The organism is Limnochorda sp. L945t (assembly GCF_035593305.1).
Classification (GTDB): Bacteria; Bacillota; Limnochordia; order Limnochordales; family Geochordaceae; genus Carboxydichorda; species Carboxydichorda subterranea.
Genome location: NZ_CP141615.1, coordinates 2,775,785 through 2,794,514, shown reverse-complemented (window position 1 = coordinate 2,794,514; position 18,730 = coordinate 2,775,785). Strand labels below are relative to the sequence as shown.

General features: G+C 71.5%; 17 protein-coding genes. 13 read left to right on the top strand and 4 right to left on the bottom strand.

The window, feature by feature from the left end; all coding sequences use genetic code 11:
• Positions 1-69 precede the first annotated feature (69 nt).
• On the top strand, positions 70-921 hold the full coding sequence (locus U7230_RS12885) for a DUF72 domain-containing protein (RefSeq protein WP_324716241.1): 852 nt from the start codon (positions 70-72) through the stop codon (positions 919-921).
• Here U7230_RS12885 and U7230_RS12880 read toward each other — a convergent pair.
• Together U7230_RS12880 and acs are read right to left on the bottom strand one after the other, a co-directional pair.
• Positions 881-1,969 (bottom strand): phosphotransacetylase family protein, encoded by a 1,089-nt coding sequence (locus U7230_RS12880; RefSeq protein WP_324716240.1) that lies wholly within the window; start codon positions 1,967-1,969, stop codon positions 881-883. The two genes, U7230_RS12885 and U7230_RS12880, sit on opposite strands and share 41 nt — an antisense overlap.
• A gap of 17 nt (positions 1,970-1,986) precedes the next feature.
• The gene (acs, locus tag U7230_RS12875) at positions 1,987-4,182 is read right to left on the bottom strand and encodes an acetate--CoA ligase alpha subunit (RefSeq protein ID WP_324716239.1); all 2,196 of its coding nucleotides are present in this window, start codon (positions 4,180-4,182) and stop codon (positions 1,987-1,989) included.
• Positions 4,183-4,381: 199 nt separating this feature from the next.
• Here acs and U7230_RS12870 point away from each other — a divergent pair, with 199 nt between their 5' ends.
• The 4 genes from U7230_RS12870 to U7230_RS12855 all read left to right on the top strand — a co-directional run bounded on the left by U7230_RS12870 (position 4,382) and on the right by U7230_RS12855 (position 8,354).
• Positions 4,382-5,797 carry a DUF1015 domain-containing protein gene (locus U7230_RS12870; RefSeq protein WP_324716238.1) on the top strand — a complete coding sequence of 472 codons (1,416 nt, stop codon included), beginning with the start codon at positions 4,382-4,384 and terminating at the stop codon, positions 5,795-5,797.
• Between the two features lie 79 nt (positions 5,798-5,876).
• Positions 5,877-7,343: an IMP dehydrogenase gene (gene guaB / locus U7230_RS12865; protein WP_324716237.1), complete on the top strand. Its 1,467-nt coding sequence runs from the start codon at positions 5,877-5,879 to the stop codon at positions 7,341-7,343.
• A 34-nt stretch (positions 7,344-7,377) separates the two neighbouring features.
• On the top strand, positions 7,378-8,076 hold the full coding sequence (locus tag U7230_RS12860) for a CPBP family intramembrane glutamic endopeptidase (RefSeq protein WP_324716236.1): 699 nt from the start codon (positions 7,378-7,380) through the stop codon (positions 8,074-8,076).
• 59 nt (positions 8,077-8,135) lie between these two features.
• Positions 8,136-8,354, top strand: a complete 219-nt coding sequence (locus U7230_RS12855; RefSeq protein ID WP_324716235.1) for a hypothetical protein — start codon at positions 8,136-8,138, stop codon at positions 8,352-8,354.
• Positions 8,355-8,367: 13 nt separating this feature from the next.
• On the opposite strand, the gene U7230_RS12850 is transcribed toward U7230_RS12855, so the two are convergent.
• Positions 8,368-8,688: a cyclic-di-AMP receptor gene (locus tag U7230_RS12850; RefSeq protein ID WP_324716234.1), complete on the bottom strand. Its 321-nt coding sequence runs from the start codon at positions 8,686-8,688 to the stop codon at positions 8,368-8,370.
• 151 nt (positions 8,689-8,839) lie between these two features.
• Here U7230_RS12850 and dcd point away from each other — a divergent pair, with 151 nt between their 5' ends.
• The 8 genes from dcd (at position 8,840) to U7230_RS12810 (ending at position 17,950) form a co-directional block, all read left to right on the top strand.
• Positions 8,840-9,415 carry a dCTP deaminase gene (dcd, locus tag U7230_RS12845; RefSeq protein WP_324716233.1) on the top strand — a complete coding sequence of 192 codons (576 nt, stop codon included), beginning with the start codon at positions 8,840-8,842 and terminating at the stop codon, positions 9,413-9,415.
• Between the two features lie 20 nt (positions 9,416-9,435).
• Positions 9,436-10,494, top strand: a complete 1,059-nt coding sequence (locus U7230_RS12840; protein ID WP_324716232.1) for a threonine aldolase family protein — start codon at positions 9,436-9,438, stop codon at positions 10,492-10,494.
• A gap of 158 nt (positions 10,495-10,652) precedes the next feature.
• Positions 10,653-11,762, top strand: coding sequence for an SLBB domain-containing protein (locus U7230_RS12835; protein WP_324716231.1), 1,110 nt, complete (start codon positions 10,653-10,655; stop codon positions 11,760-11,762).
• Complete coding sequence (locus tag U7230_RS12830) at positions 11,708-13,258, top strand: SLBB domain-containing protein (protein ID WP_324716230.1); 1,551 nt, start codon at positions 11,708-11,710, stop codon at positions 13,256-13,258. Before U7230_RS12835 ends, U7230_RS12830 begins: the two co-directional genes overlap by 55 nt.
• 6 nt (positions 13,259-13,264) lie before the next feature.
• On the top strand, positions 13,265-14,743 hold the full coding sequence (locus U7230_RS12825) for a GumC family protein (protein WP_324716229.1): 1,479 nt from the start codon (positions 13,265-13,267) through the stop codon (positions 14,741-14,743).
• Positions 14,740-15,597 carry a CpsD/CapB family tyrosine-protein kinase gene (locus tag U7230_RS12820; protein ID WP_324716228.1) on the top strand — a complete coding sequence of 286 codons (858 nt, stop codon included), beginning with the start codon at positions 14,740-14,742 and terminating at the stop codon, positions 15,595-15,597. Before U7230_RS12825 ends, U7230_RS12820 begins: the two co-directional genes overlap by 4 nt.
• Positions 15,594-16,520 carry a tyrosine-protein phosphatase gene (locus U7230_RS12815; protein ID WP_324716227.1) on the top strand — a complete coding sequence of 309 codons (927 nt, stop codon included), beginning with the start codon at positions 15,594-15,596 and terminating at the stop codon, positions 16,518-16,520. Before U7230_RS12820 ends, U7230_RS12815 begins: the two co-directional genes overlap by 4 nt.
• Positions 16,487-17,950 (top strand): hypothetical protein, encoded by a 1,464-nt coding sequence (locus U7230_RS12810; protein WP_324716226.1) that lies wholly within the window; start codon positions 16,487-16,489, stop codon positions 17,948-17,950. Before U7230_RS12815 ends, U7230_RS12810 begins: the two co-directional genes overlap by 34 nt.
• Here the strand turns inward: U7230_RS12810 and U7230_RS12805 are convergent.
• Positions 17,922-18,689, bottom strand: coding sequence for a hypothetical protein (locus tag U7230_RS12805; protein WP_324716225.1), 768 nt, complete (start codon positions 18,687-18,689; stop codon positions 17,922-17,924). The two genes, U7230_RS12810 and U7230_RS12805, sit on opposite strands and share 29 nt — an antisense overlap.
• Between the last annotated feature and the right edge of the window lie 41 nt (positions 18,690-18,730).

Sequence of the window (18,730 nt, the reverse complement as noted above, 5' to 3'; positions counted from 1 at the left end):
CCAAACCAAGCCAGATCCGAAGCTATTCTACAGGCCCCGTCCGGTGGGGTAAACCCCAGGGGGTATCCGGTGGCGACGGCGTTCCGGGAGGGAAAGGGTGTGCGAGAAAGCGCCATGATCCTCGTCGGTACCGCAGGTTACGCGTATGACGATTGGAAGGGCCCCTTCTACCCCCGGGACCTCAAGCCTGCCGACTATCTCCCTTACTACGCCCGGTTCTTCCGCTTCACGGAGATCAATGCCACGTACTACCGGCAGCCCACCCCGTTCATGCTGGACAGGCTCGCCAAGAAGACCCCGGAAGGCTTCGAGTTCGCCGTCAAGGCTTTCTCGGGTATCACGCACGAGCGGGGGGATCTTGCCCAGGCCCGGCAGTTCCGCGAGGCGCTCGTCCCGCTCGAGCAGGCGGGCAAGCTGGCCTGCGTGCTGCTGCAGTTCCCCCACAGCTTCCGGCCCTCGGCCCAGGCCTGGGATTACTTGCGGGCCGTCCGCGAGGCGCTGGAGGGGGTGGCGGTGTCGGTGGAGTTCCGGTTCCGGGGGTGGGTCGAAGGGGAAGCGACCTTCGAGCGCTTGCGGCAGATCGGAGCGGGGTTCGTCGCGGTGGACGAGCCCCGCTTCTCCTCGCTCATCCCGCCGGTCGCCAGGGCCACCAGTTCCATCGGCTACGTGCGCTTCCACGGGCGCAACCGGGAGAAGTGGTGGCACCACGAACACCCGTACGAGCGCTATGATTACCTTTACTCCATGGAGGAGCTGGCGGAGTGGATCCCCCGCCTGCGCTCCATGGAGGAGGCCACGACCCGGCTATACGTCGCCATGAACAACCACTACCAGGCCAAGGCCGTCATCAACGCGCGCATGATCCAGCAACTGCTCGGCCTCACCCCTGCGGAGCCGGCGCCTGGCCCTGCAACCTCGTGAGGAACGCGTCGACGTCCACGTGGGAGGCCACCAGGTCCCGGGCGACCCGGATGCTTTCCTCGTCTTCGGGCGCCAGCCTGCGGCTGATGCGCCCCAGGCGGTCCACCGTGGAGTAGGTGTCGCCGGGTACCAGCAGCACCGGCACGCCCTTCTGCTCGGCCTGCTCCAGCACCTCGACGTTGGGGAAGAGCCCGCCCGTCAGGATGATGACCGACGTGCTGGTCTCGAGGGCCGCCAGCGCCAGGTCCGACCGGTCCCCGCCGGTCACCACGGCCTTGTTGGTCGCCCGCCGCAGGTAGCGCAGGGCGCTCTCGAAGCTCATGGCCCCGACCACGATGTCCTCGATGGGGCGGGAGAGCCCCTTCTGGCCCGCCAAGAGCTCGGCGTCGAGGTACTCCTTGATCTCGCCGGCGGTCGGCGCGGTAATCTCCATGCGCTGCGGCACCACGCCGATCACCGGGAAGCCCATGCCCTCGAGCAGCGGCTTGTAGACGCTGAGGCTCTTCTCCCACGCCGCCAGCGGCACGTTGTTGAAGACGTTGCCGCCGATGGACACGCCCCGGCAGCGCATGTGCTGGTTGCGCACGACCATCACGTCGAACTCCAGGTCGTCCCGCACGTGGTCCACCATGAGGGCACTGGCCGAAAGGGCGCGAGCCAGCTCGAACGAGTCGATGCCGAGAGCCGCCCCCGCCTGCGGTGAGGTCGGGCTCTCGACGAACAGCACGTCGACCTGCCCGGAGAGCCTCTCGACTTCCGCCACGACCTGCGACAGGTGGGATCGGTCGGGACGATAGCGGGTAAGGTAGTTGGGGCCCAGCGTGATGCGCACGTCCCCGACCAGCTCGGCGCCCAGCACCGCCTGCATCAACGAGACGTCCGGATCCCGGCTGTCACTGAAGGTGGCGACGTTGGCGACGGGTTTGACGTAGCCGGCCTGCAGCCCCCGCTTGCGCAGAGCCTGGACGAGCCCCACGCAAAGCGCTGTCTTGCCGCTGCCGGCCGAACCCGTCAGCAACACCCGGAGCCTGAGCGGTCCCGTACCCATGGCAAGCCCCCTTCACGTCATCCGAGCGTAATCTTCACGTCGACGGCCACGACCCCCTTGCCTGCCTCGTAGGCGAACAGGGGGTTGATGTCGAGCTCGGCGATCTCCGGAAAGTCCAGGCAAAGCCGCGCCACCCGGGCCAGGGCCTCCTGGAGCGCGGGGACGTCGGCAGGCCGGGAGCCACGGTAGCCTCGCAGCAGCTGGTACACCTTGGTCTCCTGGATCATCTCTTCGACGTCGGCCCGGGACAGCGCCCCTGCCAGCCGGAAGGAGACGTCCTTCAGCAAGTTGACGTAGATGCCGCCCATGCCGAAGGCGAGCAGCGGGCCGAACTGGTGGTCCCGCACCATGCCCACGATCAGCTCCTGGCCCGAGGGCATCATGCGCGAGACCTCGATGCCGTAGAAGTGGTGGTCCGGCATGAGCGCGGCCACGTTTTGCTGGATGGCCACGAATGCCTCGCGGACCTCGTCGGCCGAACCGATCTTGAGCCGGACGCCGCCCACGTCGCTCTTGTGGACGATCTCGGGGGAGGCAATCTTGAGGGCCACCGGGAAGCCGAGGCGCTCGGCGATGGAGGCCGCCTCGTCCGGCGTGCGGGCCAGCTCCGACGGGGCTACCTGCACCCCGTACGCGGCCACGACCCGGGCCGCCTCTGGCCCGAGCAGCACCCGCCGGTGCTCGGAGCGCACGGCCCGGAAGACCGACCGGACCTCGTCGGGGCGGAGCCGATCCACGTCCGTGGCCTGTACCCGCCCGTCCCGCTGCCGGCGACGAGCGTAGCGGTACATGCCGGCCAGGGCCGTCACGGCCTCCTCCGGGAAGGTGAAGGAGGGGACCTGGTGGGCCGCCAGGTACTCGGTCGCCTCCTGCACCAGCTGGCCTCCGATCATGCTGACCAGCACCGGCTTGTCCGGAGCGAGCTTGCGGCTCTCCACGATGTGCCGGGCGACCTCGGGCGGGCGGGTCGGCACCTGCGGCGTGAGCAGCACGACCACCGCGTCCACGCCGGGATCCTGCAGGACCAGGTCGAGCGCGATGCGATAGCGCTCCGGGGGAGCATCTCCCACGACGTCGACCGGGTCGAAGACGGCGCACTCCGCCGGTAGCTTCTCTCGCAGACCCTTGATCGTCTCCGGCGTGAAGCGGGCGATGGCGAGCCCCGCCCGCTCCACCGCGTCCGTGGCGATGATCCCGGGGCCGCCCGCGTTGGTGACGATGGCGACCCGATTGCCCTTGGGGAGCGGCTGGTTGGCAAACGCGGTGGCGAGGGCGAACAGCTCGGTCAGGGTCTGCACCCGCAGCACGCCCGTCTGGGCGAAGGCCGCCTCATACGCCCGGTCGTTGCCCGCCAGGGCGCCCGTATGGGACGATGCTGCCCGGCCGCCGGCCTCGCTCGTGCCCGACTTGAGGATCAACACGGGGCAGCGCCGGGATGCCTCCCCGACGGCCTGAAGGAAGCGGGCGCCGTCCTTGACGTCCTCCAGGTAGGCGGCCACGACCCGGGTCTCGGGGTCGGCCGCCGCATCCAGGATCAGGTCGACCTCGGTGAGCCCGGCCTTGTTGCCCAGGCTGATGAACTTCGAAAAGCCGATGGCTTGCTGCTGGCTCCAGTCCAGAATGGCCGAACCCAGGGCGCCGCTCTGGCTGATGAAGGCGATGCTGCCCGGCAGCGGCCGGGCGGAGGCGAACGTCGCGTTGAGCGGCGTGTGGGTGTCAATGACCCCCAGGCAGTTGGGCCCGACCAGGCCCATGCCGTAGCGGCGGCAGATCTCGACCAGCTGGGCTTCGCGGCGCGCCCCCTCGGGCCCCGTCTCCTTGAAGCCCGCGGTGATGACCACCAGATGGGCCACGCCGTGGCGCCCGCACTCCTCGGCCACCGCCACGGCGGCCTGAGCGGGCACCACGATGAGCGCCAGGTCGACGGGCGGGGCTGCTTCAATGGTGGGGTAGCAGGGCCGCCCCAGGATCTCGGTCTCCTTCGGGTTGACGGCGTAGAGTTGACCGGTGTACCCGGAGTCGATAATATTGCGCAGAATCTGGTGGCCCAGCTTGGCCGGGTTGGCGGAGGCGCCGACGACCGCCACCGCACGAGGCCGGTAAAGACGCGTGAGATCCACCGCGCCTGGGGCGGTCGCACCGGCATAGTTGGTCGCGCCGGCCTCCAACGTGTGGGATGGGGCAGATGTACGAGCAGCGTCTGCATCCGTCATGGAGGTTCCACCATTCCAGGGGCCGGACGGGGAGCCGGCCAACTTTGTCCTTTCGTTCACAAGTTCCGTTCCTTTATGGTACACTCCTGCCCCCTGGGCGGGAAGGGACGGATGCCCGTTGCTCCCCTCAGAGGTGCAGACCGCCGGTGCGACGAACCGAAGGGGACAGCCGGGACCGTCTTGCAGGCAGGGGATCGCAGTGAGAAGAGTGGCAGCCCTTCGGGGCGTTCGCTTTCAGCCGGCTCGCGTGGGAAGCCTGGAGGGTGTGATAGCCCCACCTTACGACGTGGTGACGCGCCGGCACATCCAGGAGTACATGGAGCGTAACCCCTACAACGTCATCCAGCTCGACGTGGGCCTCGCCTCGACCCAGGACCTTCGCCTCGGGAGCTGGGACGAGGTAGGGACGCGCTTTCGGCAGTGGCTCGACGCCGGAGTGCTGGCGGTCGACCCGGATCCGGCGGTCTACGTCGTGCGGCACCGCTACCGCCTGATGGACGGCAGCGACCACGTCCTCACGTTCGCTCTGGTGGGGTTGCGGGCCGGGCAGGGCCCCGAGCGGGCCGCGCTGCCGCACGAGCGCACGGTGGCTGCCGTGCGCGAGGACCGCATCCGGCAGCTGCGACGATGCCGCGCGCACTTCAGCCCCATCCTCGCCCTGGTGAGCGATCCGGAGCTTGCGATCCAGCGGGCGCTGGAGGCGGCCTGCCAGGCGCCGCCCGGGGCAACGGCGGCCGCGCCGGACGGCGGGCAGATCGAGCTGTGGGTGCACCCGGCCGAGACCGGCCCCGGGCGGGCCGTCATGGACGCGCTGGCCGCCGGCGTCGATGGCCACCCCGCCATCATCGCCGACGGCCATCACCGTTACGAGGCGGCGTGTGAGCTGGCCGCCCAGGAGGCGAAGGGCGACGGGGTCGCGGAGGAGGCAGGCGCCCGGTGGGTGCTGACCGGGCTGGCCTCGCTTGAGGGCGGGGGGCTCTCCATCCTGCCGGTCCACCGGATCGTGGGGCCTCCCGGAGCCTCCACGGTCGAACGGCTGCGCCTCGCGCTGTACGATCATTTTCTGACGTTGAGCCCTGCCGAACTGCCCCCTTCCGTCCGGGAACGCCAGAAAGAGATGGTGGCCGACCCCATCCAGGCTGCCAGGGCGGTCGCCGAGATCCGCCGTCATCTGGGCAGGCCGGTGGCCGGCGTGGTCTGGGGGCCGCAGGCCATCGAGTGGATGGCGGTGCCCGCCAAGGCGGTGTGGAGAGGCAACGCGAGCGCACCGGACTACTCGGGGGCAGCGGCCGACGTGGCGATGCTCCATCAGGGGCCGCTGGCCGCCTGGAGGCCCGCCGTAGACGGGGATGGGGCCGCGCCGGGCGGCGCCCGGGATCAGCAGTGGATCCGTTACACGCCCGACCCGAGGGAGGCGGTCCGGATGGTGATCGAAGGAGCGGCGGCTGCCTCGATCCTGGTGGCCCCTATCCACCTGGGCGATGTGCGGGACGCCGCGGCCGCCGGCCGGCGCATGCCCGAGAAGTCGACCTACTTTTACCCGAAGTTGACGAGCGGGCTGGTGATCCAGGACCTGGATCTCCCGGTGCAGCCCTGGGCCCCTCCGGGCCGGTAAGCCTGCCCGGCGCGGGGATGCACCCGCCCGCGTGGAGAGCCGGGCCACTACGACGGAGAAGGAGTGCTGCGTTGTGTCGATGCCGGAGACGAGCAAGTTTCTCGGGGAGGCATTGACGTTCGACGATGTGTTGCTGGTGCCGGGGGAGTCGGACGTCCTGCCCCGAGAGGTGGACGTGGGCACCCGGTTTTCTCGCCGCATCCGGCTGCAGGTGCCGCTGGTCAGCGCCGCCATGGATACCGTGACGGAGGCTCGCATGGCCATTGCCATGGCCCGCGAGGGCGGCATCGGCGTCATCCACAAGAACCTCAGCATCGAGGCCCAGGCGGGCGAGGTCGACAAGGTGAAGCGCTCCGAGAGCGGGATCATCGTCGACCCGGTCTTCCTGAGCCCGCACCACACGCTCAGGGACGCGCTGGCCGTCATGGCCCGCTACCGCATCTCGGGAGTGCCCATCACGGAGGAAGACGGCCGGCTGGTCGGCATCATCACCAACCGGGACCTGAAGTTCGAGGACAACCTCGATCAGCCCATCGGCCAGGTGATGACCCGGGAAAACCTGGTCACGGCCCCGGTGGGCACGAGCCTGGAGGAGGCCCGGCGGATCCTCCACCGCCACCGCATCGAGAAGCTGCCCCTGGTGGACGAGTCGTTCCACCTGAAGGGACTCATTACCATCAAGGACATCGAGAAGGCGCGCAAGTACCCCAACGCGGCCAAAGACGCCAAGGGACGCCTGCGGGTCGCGGCGGCGGTCGGGGTGGGGCCCGACACGATGGACCGGGCGGCCGCCCTGGTGGACGCGGGGGTCGACGCGCTGGTGATCGACTCGTCCCACGGCCACTCCCGGCGGGTCATCGAGACGTGCCGCCGCCTGAAGGAGCGGTTCGGCGACCGGGTCGACGTGGTGGCCGGCAACGTGGCGACGGCGGAGGGGGTGCGGGCCCTGGTGGACGCGGGAGCGGACGCCGTCAAGGTCGGGATCGGCCCGGGCACCATCTGCACGACCCGGGTGGTCACGGGCGTGGGGGTGCCCCAGCTCACGGCCATCTGGCACTGCTACCAGGAGGCCGCCCGCCACGACGTGCCGCTCATCGCCGACGGCGGCATCCGATACTCCGGCGACATCACCAAGGCGCTGGCGGCCGGGGCCGACTCCGCCATGGTCGGCAGCCTCCTGGCGGGCACCGAGGAGAGCCCGGGCGAGGTGGAGATCTACCAGGGCCGCAGCTTCAAGGTCTACCGCGGCATGGGATCGCTCGGGGCCATGCGGGCCGGCTCGGCCGACCGTTACGGCTACGAGCCGGATGCAAAACCCGTGCCGGAGGGCATCGAAGGGCGGGTGCCTTTCCGGGGGCCCGTGGCCGACATGGTCTACCAGCTCGTGGGCGGGCTCAAGGCCGGCATGGGCTACTGCGGGGTGCGCACCGTACCCGAGCTCAAGGAGCGGGCCCGCTTCGTGCGGGTGACGGCCTCGGGCGTGAGGGAGAGCCACCCGCACGACGTGCAGATCACCCGGGAGGCTCCCAACTACTGGACGCCCTGAGATGACCGGAGGCCGGGACAGCCCTTGGGGGCGCGTGCTGGCTGCGTCGGGAGTGGTCGCCGGCTCGCCGCTTCTCCTCGTGCTCGCGGCGGGCCTGGCAGAGCCGCTGGTGGCCGCCACCGGCCTGGCCCCGCGGCAATCCCAGGTCGCGGCCACCCTCGTGCTGCAGGGCGGGTTCGGCGTGTTGGGATACGTCGCCTGGCGCAGGCTGGGCCCGGAGCCGGCGGCAGCTGCATGGAGCGAGTTCGCCAGGGGCCTTCCCTTCGGAGCGGTGGTGGCCCTGGTGGAGCTCCTGGTCAACCGCCTGGTCGTGGTGGCGGCCACGCTGGTGGGCCACGGGGAGCCGGTGGCCGGAGCACTGCTGCTCGAAGCGCGCCGCCAGCGGGCGCTGCTCTTGCAGCTGCCGGCGCCGTGGTGGGGGCTGGGTGCCGCCATCGTGCTCGTGGTGGCGCCGGTTGCGGAGGAGCTGTTCTTTCGGGGGTACGTGCACCGGTACCTCGTGCGGGTGGTCTCGCTGCCGGCCTGGCCGGCCGCGGCCCTCTCCGCCTTCTCCTTCGCCCTCGTACACGGCTTCGTGGCGCACCTGCCGGGGCTGTGGGCGACGGGGTTGGTGCTGGCGCTCTGGTACAGCCGCAGAGGCCACATCGGGGCGGCCATCGGCGCGCACGTGGCGGCCAACGCGCTGGGGCTGCTCGCATTGCTGGCGCTGGGAGGGCAGCCGGCGCCTTCCTGAGCGCGCCCGGCGCCTCCCGGGCACGCTAAGGGCGACCGGAGGGGGGCGCACGGGACACGGTGCCCTGCTTTCGTTGCCCGCATTGCGGCAGGCGCCATACCGTCCGGCCGGCCGACCTGGAGGAAGGCGGGCGGTGCCCTTGCGGCGCGCGCTACTGGATCGCCCTATCCGACGTGGCGGACGAAGATGCCACCCGGTCCGACGTGGAAGGCAGCGCGCTCCGGGCCTGGGGAGTACAGGACGACGGGTCGCCCTTCGAGGTCTACTTCCACGCCTGAGGCGACCGGGCCCTCAGACCCGCTCGATGCGCTCGACCTGCAGCACCCAGACCACCGCGCCGCCGACCTCGACCTCCAGCGGCATGGGGGTGCTGCCGGGGATCTCGGTGATGGGCTGGGGCAACAGGCGCGCCCGCCGCACGCACGTCGTCCGGATCAGGTGGAGCACCTGATCGACCTGGTGCTCTTCGGCTCCTATCATCAGCGTGGTGTTACCCTCGAGCAAGAACCCGCCGGTGCTGGCCAGGCGCGTGACGCCGATGCGTGCTCGGGTGAGCGCGTCGACCAAGGCCCGGCTGTCGCTGTCGTCGACGATGGCGATGATGAGCTTCATGGCCGTAAGGATCTCCCACCTTTGCCGGCGTCGCTCACCCGTCTCACCCGGGGAAGAATTCCCCCATCCGGCATCTATCCCTGTCGCAGGAGTTGGAGCCTTACCGGGGAATCTGCCCGCCTTGAGCACAGGATAGGGTGGGGAGCCTAGCGTGATCCTCAACGATCGCGAGATCGCCCGTCTCAGCCTGGAGCAGGGTATGATCGAGCCGTTCGTGCCGGAGCAGGTGCGGGTGGTGGACGCCAACACGCCCCACGAGCGGCGGGTGATCTCCTACGGGCTGTCGAGCTTCGGTTACGACCTGCGGGTGGCCCGGGAGTTCAAGATCTTCACCAACGTCAACAGCTCCATCGTGGACCCCAAGCACTTCGACCCCGGCGCCTTCGTCGACTTCGAGGGCGATGTCTGCATCATCCCGCCCAACTCGTTCGCGCTGGCCCGGTCGGTGGAGTACCTGCGCATTCCCGAGGACGTGGTCTGCATCACCCTCGGCAAGTCGACTTACGCCCGGTGCGGGATCATCGTCAACATCACCCCGGCCGAGCCCGGGTGGCGGGGCTACCTGACCATCGAGATCAGCAACACCACGCCGCTGCCCGCCCGCATCTACGCCGGCGAGGGGATCGCCCAGATGCTCTTCTTCCGGGGCGAGCGGCCGGCGGTGACCTATTCGAGCCGGCAGGGCAAGTACCAGGACCAGCAGGGGATCGTCCTTCCCCGAGTGTGAACGGCGACAGGAGGTCGAGGGTGTTGCTGAAGGGCCGTCACGATTTCCGCAGCGATACCATCACCGAACCGACCGAAGCCATGCGGCGGGCGATGTACGAGGCGGAGGTGGGCGACTCCGCCCGGGGAGACGACCCCACGGTCGCGGCGCTCGAAGAGGAGGCGGCCGCGCTGCTCGGCAAGGAGGCGGCCATGCTGGTGCCGAGCGGCACCATGGCCAACCTGGTGAGCCTGCTGACCTGGGTGCGGCGCGGCGAAGAAGTGATTGCCGAGCACCGGGCCCACGTCGTGATGTCGGAGGCGGGCAGCCTGGGCGGCGTCGTCGGCGCCATGGTGCGCACCATTGTCACGCCGGACGGGATCTTGCGGCCCGAGCAGGTGGAGGCCGCCGTGCGCGCGCCGAGCGTGCTCTCCCCACGAACGGCGCTGCTCTGCATCGAAAACACCCACAACTACGCCGGCGGTACCGTCTGGAGCGTCGAGCAGGTGAGGGCCGCGGCAGAGGCGGCGCACCGGCACGACGTGCCGGTGCACATGGACGGGGCGCGGATCTTCAACGCCGCCGTGGCGCTGGGGGTGCCGGCGGCGGAGCTGGCGGCGCCGGTGGATTCGCTGATGTTCTGCCTCTCGAAGGGGCTGTCGGCGCCGGTGGGGAGCCTGGTGCTCGGGACACGGGCGTTCGTCGAGGAGGCCCGCAAGCGCCGGCAGATGGTCGGCGGCGCGATGCGCCAGGCCGGCGTCCTGGCGGCCGCGGGCCTGGTCGCCATCCGCACCATGGTCGAGCGGCTGGCCGAAGATCATCAGAGGGCGCGCCGGCTCGCACAACAGCTGGTGGGCGTCCCCGGCATCGAGGTGGGCCCGGAGCCGCCCAGCAACATGGTCATGGTCGACGTGCGCGGCACCGGGCTTTCGGCGGCGGAGTTCGGGGAGCGGCTCGCCTCCGGCCACAACGTGTGGACGCTCGCGGTGGCCCCCACGGTGTTGCGCTTCGTGACCCACCGCCACGTCGACGATTCGGACGTCGACCAGGCGGCGCGGGCGATCCGGGCGGTCGCCGGGAGCCGTCGTATTGGCGCGTGAGCCTCGAAAGCGCGGGTGCGGCCGTGAGACGGGCACACCTGCGAGTTACCGGTTGCTTTCTGCCATAGGGGCTGGCTCGTCTGACAGGATGGACCCCTGCTCCCGCCGAAGCCCTCTCCTCCCGAGGTAGACATGACCCCGCAGATGGGAGGCTCTCGATGGGTGGTTCCCGCGGCAGGCGGCTCCGGCCGGTTGCCCTCCTCACGGTGCTGGCGCTGGTCACCCTCCCGGCGCCGGTGGCCGCCGGATCGGGCCCGTACCGGCTCGGGCCGGGAGATCTCCTCGCCATCGGCGTGTGGGGGCATGCCGATCTCCAGGTGACGGCCGAGGTGCGGCCGGACGGGTACGTCTCCTTTCCGCTTGCCGGCGACGTCCTCGCGCAGGGGCGCACGCCCGAGGAGCTGGGGCGGGAGATCGCCTCGAGACTCGGGCGGTTCGTGCGGGATCCCCAGGTCACGGTGAGCGTCGCCCGGTTTCGCACCTTGAAGGCGGTCATCCTCGGTGAGGTGAGCCGGCCTGGGGCCTACGAGGTGCCTCCCGGCGCCCGACTGCCGGACCTGCTCGGCCTGGGCGGCGGCGTGCTCGAGCAGGCGGACCTCTCCAACGCGGTGCTCACCAGGCGAGCCCGCGACGGCACGCGGACCGTCCCCGTGGACCTGGGCCGCGTGCTGGAAGGGGGTCCCGGCACCGAGGCGCCGGAGCTCGAGGACGGGGACGTCCTGTACGTCCCCCGGGCGCGGCCCGCCATGGTACTGGGCCAGGTGCGCAACCCGGGAGCCCACCCGGTCCGCCCGGGCATGAAGGTAGCCGAGCTGCTCGCGCTGGCCGGTGGGTTCGAGGACGACGCCGACCCCAGGGCGGCTCGGTTGACCCGCCGGCCCGGCGGCGAGAGCGCCGAGGATGTGCTGCCCGTCGACCTGGCGGCTGCCCTCGAGGACCCCACGAGCAAGTCCAACGTGGCCGTCCGGCCCGGGGATCTCCTATGGGTGCCACAGGCCCGCCAGGTGCTGGTACTCGGGGCGGTGCAGGCGCCGGGGGCCTACCGCCTTCCCCCGGGCAGCCGGCTCCTCGACGCGCTGGCGGCGGCAGGCGGCCCGGTCCCGGAGCGAGCAAGCAGTACGGCTCTCCTGACTCGCGCCGGCGAAGCTCGCAGCACGCCCATTCCGTTGGACCAGCTCGTCGGGGGGGGGGCGGGACCGCTCCAGCCGCCAACGTGGAGCTCCGCCCCGGTGACGTCGTCTTCGTACCGGAGACGGTGCGGCAGGTAGCCGTCCTGGGCGAAGTGGTGCGGCCAGGGGCCCTTGCCGTGCGTCCCGGGATGACCCTTCAGGACCTGGTCGCCCTGGCCGGGGGGCTGACGCAGGATGCGGATGCCGGCCGGGCCACCCTCAGCCGGACCCTGGCGGACGGGACCCGGCAAGCGATCCCCGTCGACCTCACGGGGATCGTCGACCCGCACTCGGGGGTGCCGGTCCCGCCCGTGGCCCTCCAGCCGGGCGACACGCTGGTGGTGCCCGGGGTGGTGCGGCAGGTGGCGGTCATGGGCGAGGTGGCCCGCCCGGGCCTCGTGCCCTACCGTCCCGGCCTGACGCTGGCCGAAGCCCTGGCGGCGGCAGGCGGGCCCACCGAGCAGGCCGAGCTCGGTCGCGTGAGCTTGACCCGGCGGGCAAGGGAAGCGCAGGACGGCACCGCCCCCGCCATCGAGCTGGATCTCTCCTCGCTCGGCGGGCAGACGAGCGCCGGCGCCACGCTGGTGGCGGGGCCCGCCGCAGCTGGCCTGCTGCTCCAGCCGGGCGATCTCGTGCTCGTGCCGCGGGCGCAACGGGAGGTCTTCGTGCTCGGAGCCGTGGAGCGCCCTGGGAACTACCCGGTGAGGCCGGGCGCCCGGGTGCTGGACGCGCTCGCCATGGCAGGCGGCCCGCGCTCCGACGGCGAGGCGGTTGCGACGCTGCTGAGCCGTCCCGACGGTGCCCACCGCACCATCGACGTCGAAAGGCTCGTGAGAGATCCGGCTTCCCCGGACAATGTCCCCCTGCAGCCCGGCGACCTCCTGTACGTTCCGCCGCTGCGCCAGGTGCTGGTGCTCGGGGAGGTTGGGAGACCGGGCGCTTACGTCCCTCCGCCGGGAGCGCGGATCTTGGACCTGCTGGCCATGGCCGGCGGCGTGCGCCCCGACGTGGCCGTAACGGACATCATCCTGACCCGGGGGGTAAGGGGGGCGAGCGCGGCGGCAGTCTCTCCCGCACCCCCGGATGCGGCGGGGAGTGTCCCCGCGGCAGCCGGCAGGCCGGAGGCGACACAGCCCCAGGCGGACGGGCCTGCGCCGCTCGTCTACCACCTCGACTACGAACGGCTCGTGAGCGGCCAGCTGCCGGAGTCCAACATGCCCGTCCAGGACGGCGACGTCCTGTACGTGCCGGCGACCCGTCGTGACGTGCTGGTGATGGGCGAGGTGCAGAGGCCCGGCCTCTACGTGCTCCCCTCGCCGGGGCCCGTCAGGCTGCTCGACGTCCTGGCCCTGGCCGGGGGACCCACCAAGCGGGCCGTGCTGGAATCGGTGGGCATCATGCGCGCCGAAGGCACTCCGGAAAAGGCGGCGACCGGCCGCGGCGCAGTGCTCTTCCAGGGCAACGCCTCGGACAACCCTCCCATCCGGGCGGGCGACATCGTGGTCGTCCCCGAGACCCGCTGGCCCGATTGGAGCCAGGTCGTCGGCGCCCTGAGTGCGGTCAAGCTCTTTCGTGACCTGGTGACGGGGAAGTGACGGGCGATGGCAAGTCCAGTGGTGCCCCCGGCCGAGACGGCCTCTGACGAGATCGACCTGCGCCAGTACCTGCAGGTCTTGTGGCGCCGGCGCTTCCTGATCGGCGCCCTGGTGGCCGCGGCCGCGCTGGCCGCCTACCTCGCCACGAAGGCGGCGACGCCCGTCTACGAGGCGACCACCACCGTGCTCATCCGGCCGAGCACTGCCAGCCTGGCTCTCCAGGAACAGGGTGCTGCGGCGTTCTTGCTCGGCTCCAAGCCGTCGCTGCAAAACTACGTAGAACTCCTCAAGAGCCGTACGGTCACGGAGCGGGTGGCCCGCCAGCTCTTGGGTGGCGAGCACGCCACTGCGGAGCAGGTCGACCGGCTGCGCCGGTCGGTGACGATCCAGCCGGTGGCCAACACGGACACGGTGCGGGTGAGCGTTCGCCTCTCGGACCCGGCGGAGGCGCAGGCGGTCGCCAACGCCATCGTGCAGGAGTTCATGACCTTCAACCAGGAGATGAACCGCCTCGAGGCCCGCTCGGCGCTGGAGTTCGTCAGCTCGCAGCTGCGCCAGGTGCAGGAGGGCCTGCGCGCCTCCGAAAACGCCCTGCTCCAGTACAAGGAGCGCCAGAAGGTCGTGGAGCCCTCCCAGCAGGCCCGGGCCGCCGTCGACAAGCTGGCCGAGCTGGAGAAGCTGCGGGCGGGCGTGGAGATCGGCTTGCAGGAGACCGCGACCCGCATCGCCCAGGTGCGTGCCCAACTCCAGCATCAACTGCCCACGCTGGTCACCTCGACGACCATTGCCGCCAACCCCCTGGTGGAGAGCCTGCGGGTACGGCTCACCGACGTGGAGGCGCAGCTCTCGGCCGCCCGGCAGTCCCTGGGCCCCAGCCACCCCCAGGTCACCTCGCTCGAGGCGCAGGCGGCCGAACTGCGGCGCCTCATGAGCCAGGAGGTCTCCCGGGTGGTGTCGGCGCAAACCGAGACGCTCAACCCCATCCACCAGGGGTTGGTGCAGGAGCTCATCGGGCTCGAGGTCGACCAGCTGGCCCAGCAGGCCAGGGAGGCGGCTATCCGGCGGCTGATTGCGACCCAGGAGGCGGCCATGCTGGAGCTTCCCTCGCGGGAGCTGGAGCTCGCCCGGTTGGAACGGGAGCGCCGGGTCAACGAGGAGCTCTACGTGATGCTGCGCACGCGCTACGAGGAACTCCGCATCCAGGAGGCGACCGTGACGGCGGACGTGCGCGTGGTGGACCCTGCAGCGCTGCCGTCGACCCCGGTGTCGCCCAGGCCGCTGCTCAACATGGCGGTGGCGCTCTTCCTGGGGTTGTTCGTGGGGGTGGGGGTAGCGTTCGCCCTGGAGTTGGTGGACACGTCGGTGCGTGACGAGCAGGAGCTGGAGCGCCTCGCGGGGGCGCCGGTGCTGGGGCGCATCCCGGATCTCCTCCACCTGCCCGAAGAGGCGGCGGGCGGCACCGGAAAGGCAGCGGATGGGCGATGAAGTGGCCGTGGCGGGGGCGGCGGGCCTGGGAGGACGGGGCCGGCGTCCCGCCCCTGGTCGTGACGTCGGGCGCCCCATCGATTGCCGCCGAGGCGTTTCGAAACCTGAGGGCCAACCTGCAGTACGCCGCGCTGGGTGGCAAGCTGCGCACGGTGGTGGTCACGGCGTGCGGCCCGGATGAAGGCAAGACGACCATTGTCGCCAACCTCGGGGTGGCGATGGCCCAGGCCGGGGCCCGCGTGCTGGTGGTCGGGGCGGACCTGCGCCGCCCGGTGCTGCATCGGGTCTTCGGGCGCAGCCACCACGTGGGGCTGGTGAGCGTGCTCGCCGGGCGGCTCTCGCTGGAAGAGGCCGTACAACGGGATCTGCCGGGAGGCGTCGAGCTGCTGGCCTCCGGCCCTATCCCGCCCAACCCGGCGGAGCTGCTCGCCTCGGCCCGCTTGAGCGAGCTGATGGAGGAGATGAAGGCCCGCTGGGACGTGGTGCTGTTCGACTCGCCGCCCGTGGTGGCGCTGAGCGACGGGGCCATCCTGGCGGCCCGGGCCGACGGGGCGCTGTTGGTGGTGACCATGGGGCAGACGCCCCGGGAGATGGTGGCCGCGGCGCGTCGCCAGATCGAGCAGGTCGGCGGGCGCATCCTGGGTGTGGTGGTCAACAAGGTCCGGCCCCAGGAGGCCGGGCAGTACTACCACTACTACTATTACTACTACGACGACGGGACGCGGCGTTCGAGGAGCTCGGGCCGAGCCGACAGGTCCGGCCACGGCCTGTCCGAGCACACCCGAGACGAGAGTAGCCCGGTGCCGACGCCAGCCCGCGGCGCGCCATCGAGGCCTGGAAGGAGCCGCCCGTGAGCGCCCGTCAAGAGGCGCCGGGCAGGGGGCTGAGGGACCTGCTCCCCTCGACGAGCGGTTTCGTGGACATCCATCACCACCTGCTGCCCGGGCTGGACGACGGCCCCGGCAGCTGGGAAGAGAGCCTCGCGATGGCGAGGGCGGCCGCGGCCGCCGGCGTGGGGCTGGTGGTAGCGACCCCGCACGTGCGCCCTGGAGCGGGCGATTGCCCGGAGCGGAAGACGGTCGTGCAGCGGGTCGAGGAGCTTCAGGAGCGCCTGTGGCAGGCCGGCATCCCGCTCACCGTGCTGCCCGGCGCCGAAGTCTACCCGGTCGCGGGCCTCGGGGAGTGGCTGAGCAGCCAGGGCACGGGGGTGCCGGGTCTCGGAGCAGAGGGCCCGGTACCTTACGTGCTCGTCGACCTTCCGGCCGGGCGCCTTCCGCCCTTGTTCGACCGTCTGCTCTACGAGGTGGGGTTGGGCGGGTTCGTACCGGTGGTGGCCCACCCCGAGCGTAACCATGAACTCGCGGCCCGCCGAGAACGGCTGGTCGCTCTGGCCGCTCAGGGGGCGCTGTTCCAGGTGACGGCGGGCAGCCTGCTCGGGGCGTTCGGCCAACGCGCCCGGGAGACCGGCTGGTGGTGCATCGAGCAGGGGATGGCGGCCGCGGTGGCAACGGACGCGCACGACGTGCGGGCGCGTTCGCCGGCCGCCATGGAGGAGGCCTACCGGGAAGTGGTCCGGGTCTCGGGGGAGCGCCTGGCGCAGTACCTGTTCGTGTCGGCCCCGCTCGCCATCGCCCGGGGAGAGCCGTTGCCTGCGGCACCCGGGACCATTGGCATCGCCGGGCGCAGGAGGTCCCAACAAAGCGTGCGGCGGCCCCAAGCCGGGTTAGCGCGGGTGGTGCTCGCATGGCTGGCCAGGCTGGCGGGCAGCGCCGGCTGAGCGGGACGAGCGAGCCGGCCAACGTGGTCGGCCGCAAGCTCATCACCGGCCTTCTTCTCGCCGGCGCCTGGCTCTTGGGGCCGGGCGGGGCCCTCGCGCCCCAGACGGCGCAGGCTGAAATGGCCCCGCCGTCACACCGCTCGCTCACGTGGCATCCTTACCTGGCCGCATCCTTCGGAACGAGGTTGGGAGCGTGGGCCCTGCCCCCCGGCGACCCCGCCGCGGCCGAGGTCGGTGAGGGTGTGTACCTGCGGGCCGGCGTGGCCGGCGGCGACGGTCGCCTCTGTGGGGAAGTCGCGGCGGCGCTCGATGCGACCGCCGTGCCGTTTCGGGCGGCCGGTGCGTCCTCGATGCCGGACTGGGATCCGGAGGCGCTCGGGCTCGAGTCCCCTGCCCGGCTGCGTGCCCGGCTCGAGCGCGCGTGGGTGGGCTACGGATCCAGGCTGCCGTGCGGGCGGAAACCCTGGCCCGACGCCGCCCGGGGCGAGGCGGCGTGGCAGGCCTGGGTGGGCTGGCGGGACCTCGGGTTCGGCACGGGCACGGGGCTCCTGGACCTGCCCCGCGACCCGGGCTTCCTCCAGGTGGGTGGCGAGGTGCGGTGGGCCTGGGGCGCCTACCGCAAGGTGGGCGGCCGGCTGGGGTCGGGGCAGCGGTGGCTGCTTGGCCAGCAGCTGTGGATAGGGCCCCTGGCGACGAGGTGGGGAAGCGTGGGCCTCTCCGCCTACGAGCTCGCCGTGACCAGCGGCCGTTTCGCCGCCGTACCCGTCAACTGGCTGCCCCTGTGGCCTGCCTATCTTTCGCAGCACCTCCACCTGGGTGAGACCGGCAACGACGACGCCAACTTCTACATGGGCGCCGGGCTGCGGGTCGATCGGCTCTTCGGCGGCGACGCCCGGCTCGAGGCGGAGGTGCTGGTCGACGACATGCCCCAGCTGCCCTGGATCCCCCAGGTTTACCAGCTGGGCGGGCGCCTGGCGCTGACGCTTCAGGAGCGCTGGCGGGTGCGCTACACCCGGGTCCACAACTTCGTGATCACGTTCCAGGCGCCGTCGCTCAGCTTCGTCGACCAGGGCCACCTCCTGGGCTACCCGGACGGGCCGGACGCCGACTCGCTGGCGGTGGAGTGGGTGGGCCGTCCGGGGGCGCCGGTCGAAAGCGCCGGCGTGGAGTGGCGGAGGCGGGGCGAGGGCCGCATCGGAGACGTCTGGGAGCCGGCTTACGGAGGGCAGGGGCTGGCGTACGGCCGCGAGCACGAGTTTCTCTCGGGCGTCGTGGAACACTCCCTCCGGCTACGGGCCACCCTGGGCTTGCCGGGGGAGTGGCGCCTGACCGCGGAGGCGGGCCCCGTCTTCAACGCCGCCAACCATCCCGGCGTAACGTCGGCCTACGTCGGCCTCGGCCTCACGGGAGCTCTCCCGGCCTGGCGTTGACAGGGCCGCGCACCTCTGCTCGCACCAGCTCGAGCTCCAGGCGATGCAGGCCGAGGGCCCGCTGGACGCTGCCGACCAGGCCCGGCCAGCGCAGCTGCCCCACGGCCTTGACCACCCCTGCCTCGGGGTCGAGCCAGATGGTCGCGTCCATGCTGCCTCCCCACGCGTCGCGCCGCTCGAGGCGAATGCGGTAGGCCTCGAAGCGCCCCGCCGCGACCGCCACGGAGGCGTAGGCCTCCACGGTGCCGGCCACCTGGGCCGGCCCGGCATGCGGCCCGGAGCTGGCGCTGGTGGTGGACTCCCAGTGCCGCCCCACCTCGAGCGGCAGCGGGATGGTGAGCTCGGGCGGCGTGAACACCATCGTGCTGACCGCCCCGAGCGGCAGGAGGAATTCCCTCGACGCGGTGAACAACCCGGCGGCCGTCAGTCCCAGCTCTTCGCGCATGCCGACCCCGAGCAGGCGTATCTCCCACCGGTAGCAGCGCCGTCCCGCCTGCACGTCACCGCCCTCCAGCCGGACCCGGACCTCCCCGAAGTTGGAACGGTAGAGCCACCGGCTGCCCCCCTGGACGTAAGGAAGTGGAGGGGGGAAGGCGGATACGGTGCCCGACGCCTCGCCCCGCTGAGGGGCCGCACTGCTTGCCCGGACGCTCCCCCCTCCGGGCATCGCGGGGCGTGCCGTCCAGGCAAGAGCCGCGAGCAGAGCGACCACCACCGTGCGAAGCAGTACCACACGCATCGAGGCCCTCTTCGGGGGGCGGGAGGCAAAGCCCTGCCCGG

Coding starts and splice junctions, on each gene's coding strand:
- U7230_RS12880 (WP_324716240.1), bottom strand. CDS start 1,969: ATGGGTACGGGACCGCTCAGGCTCCGGGTGTTGCTGACGGGTTCGGCC.
- acs (WP_324716239.1), bottom strand. CDS start 4,182: ATGACGGATGCAGACGCTGCTCGTACATCTGCCCCATCCCACACGTTG.
- guaB (WP_324716237.1), top strand. CDS start 5,877: ATGCCGGAGACGAGCAAGTTTCTCGGGGAGGCATTGACGTTCGACGAT.
- U7230_RS12850 (WP_324716234.1), bottom strand. CDS start 8,688: ATGAAGCTCATCATCGCCATCGTCGACGACAGCGACAGCCGGGCCTTG.
- U7230_RS12835 (WP_324716231.1), top strand. CDS start 10,653: ATGGGTGGTTCCCGCGGCAGGCGGCTCCGGCCGGTTGCCCTCCTCACG.
- U7230_RS12825 (WP_324716229.1), top strand. CDS start 13,265: ATGGCAAGTCCAGTGGTGCCCCCGGCCGAGACGGCCTCTGACGAGATC.
- U7230_RS12820 (WP_324716228.1), top strand. CDS start 14,740: ATGAAGTGGCCGTGGCGGGGGCGGCGGGCCTGGGAGGACGGGGCCGGC.
- U7230_RS12810 (WP_324716226.1), top strand. CDS start 16,487: ATGGCTGGCCAGGCTGGCGGGCAGCGCCGGCTGAGCGGGACGAGCGAG.
- U7230_RS12805 (WP_324716225.1), bottom strand. CDS start 18,689: ATGCGTGTGGTACTGCTTCGCACGGTGGTGGTCGCTCTGCTCGCGGCT.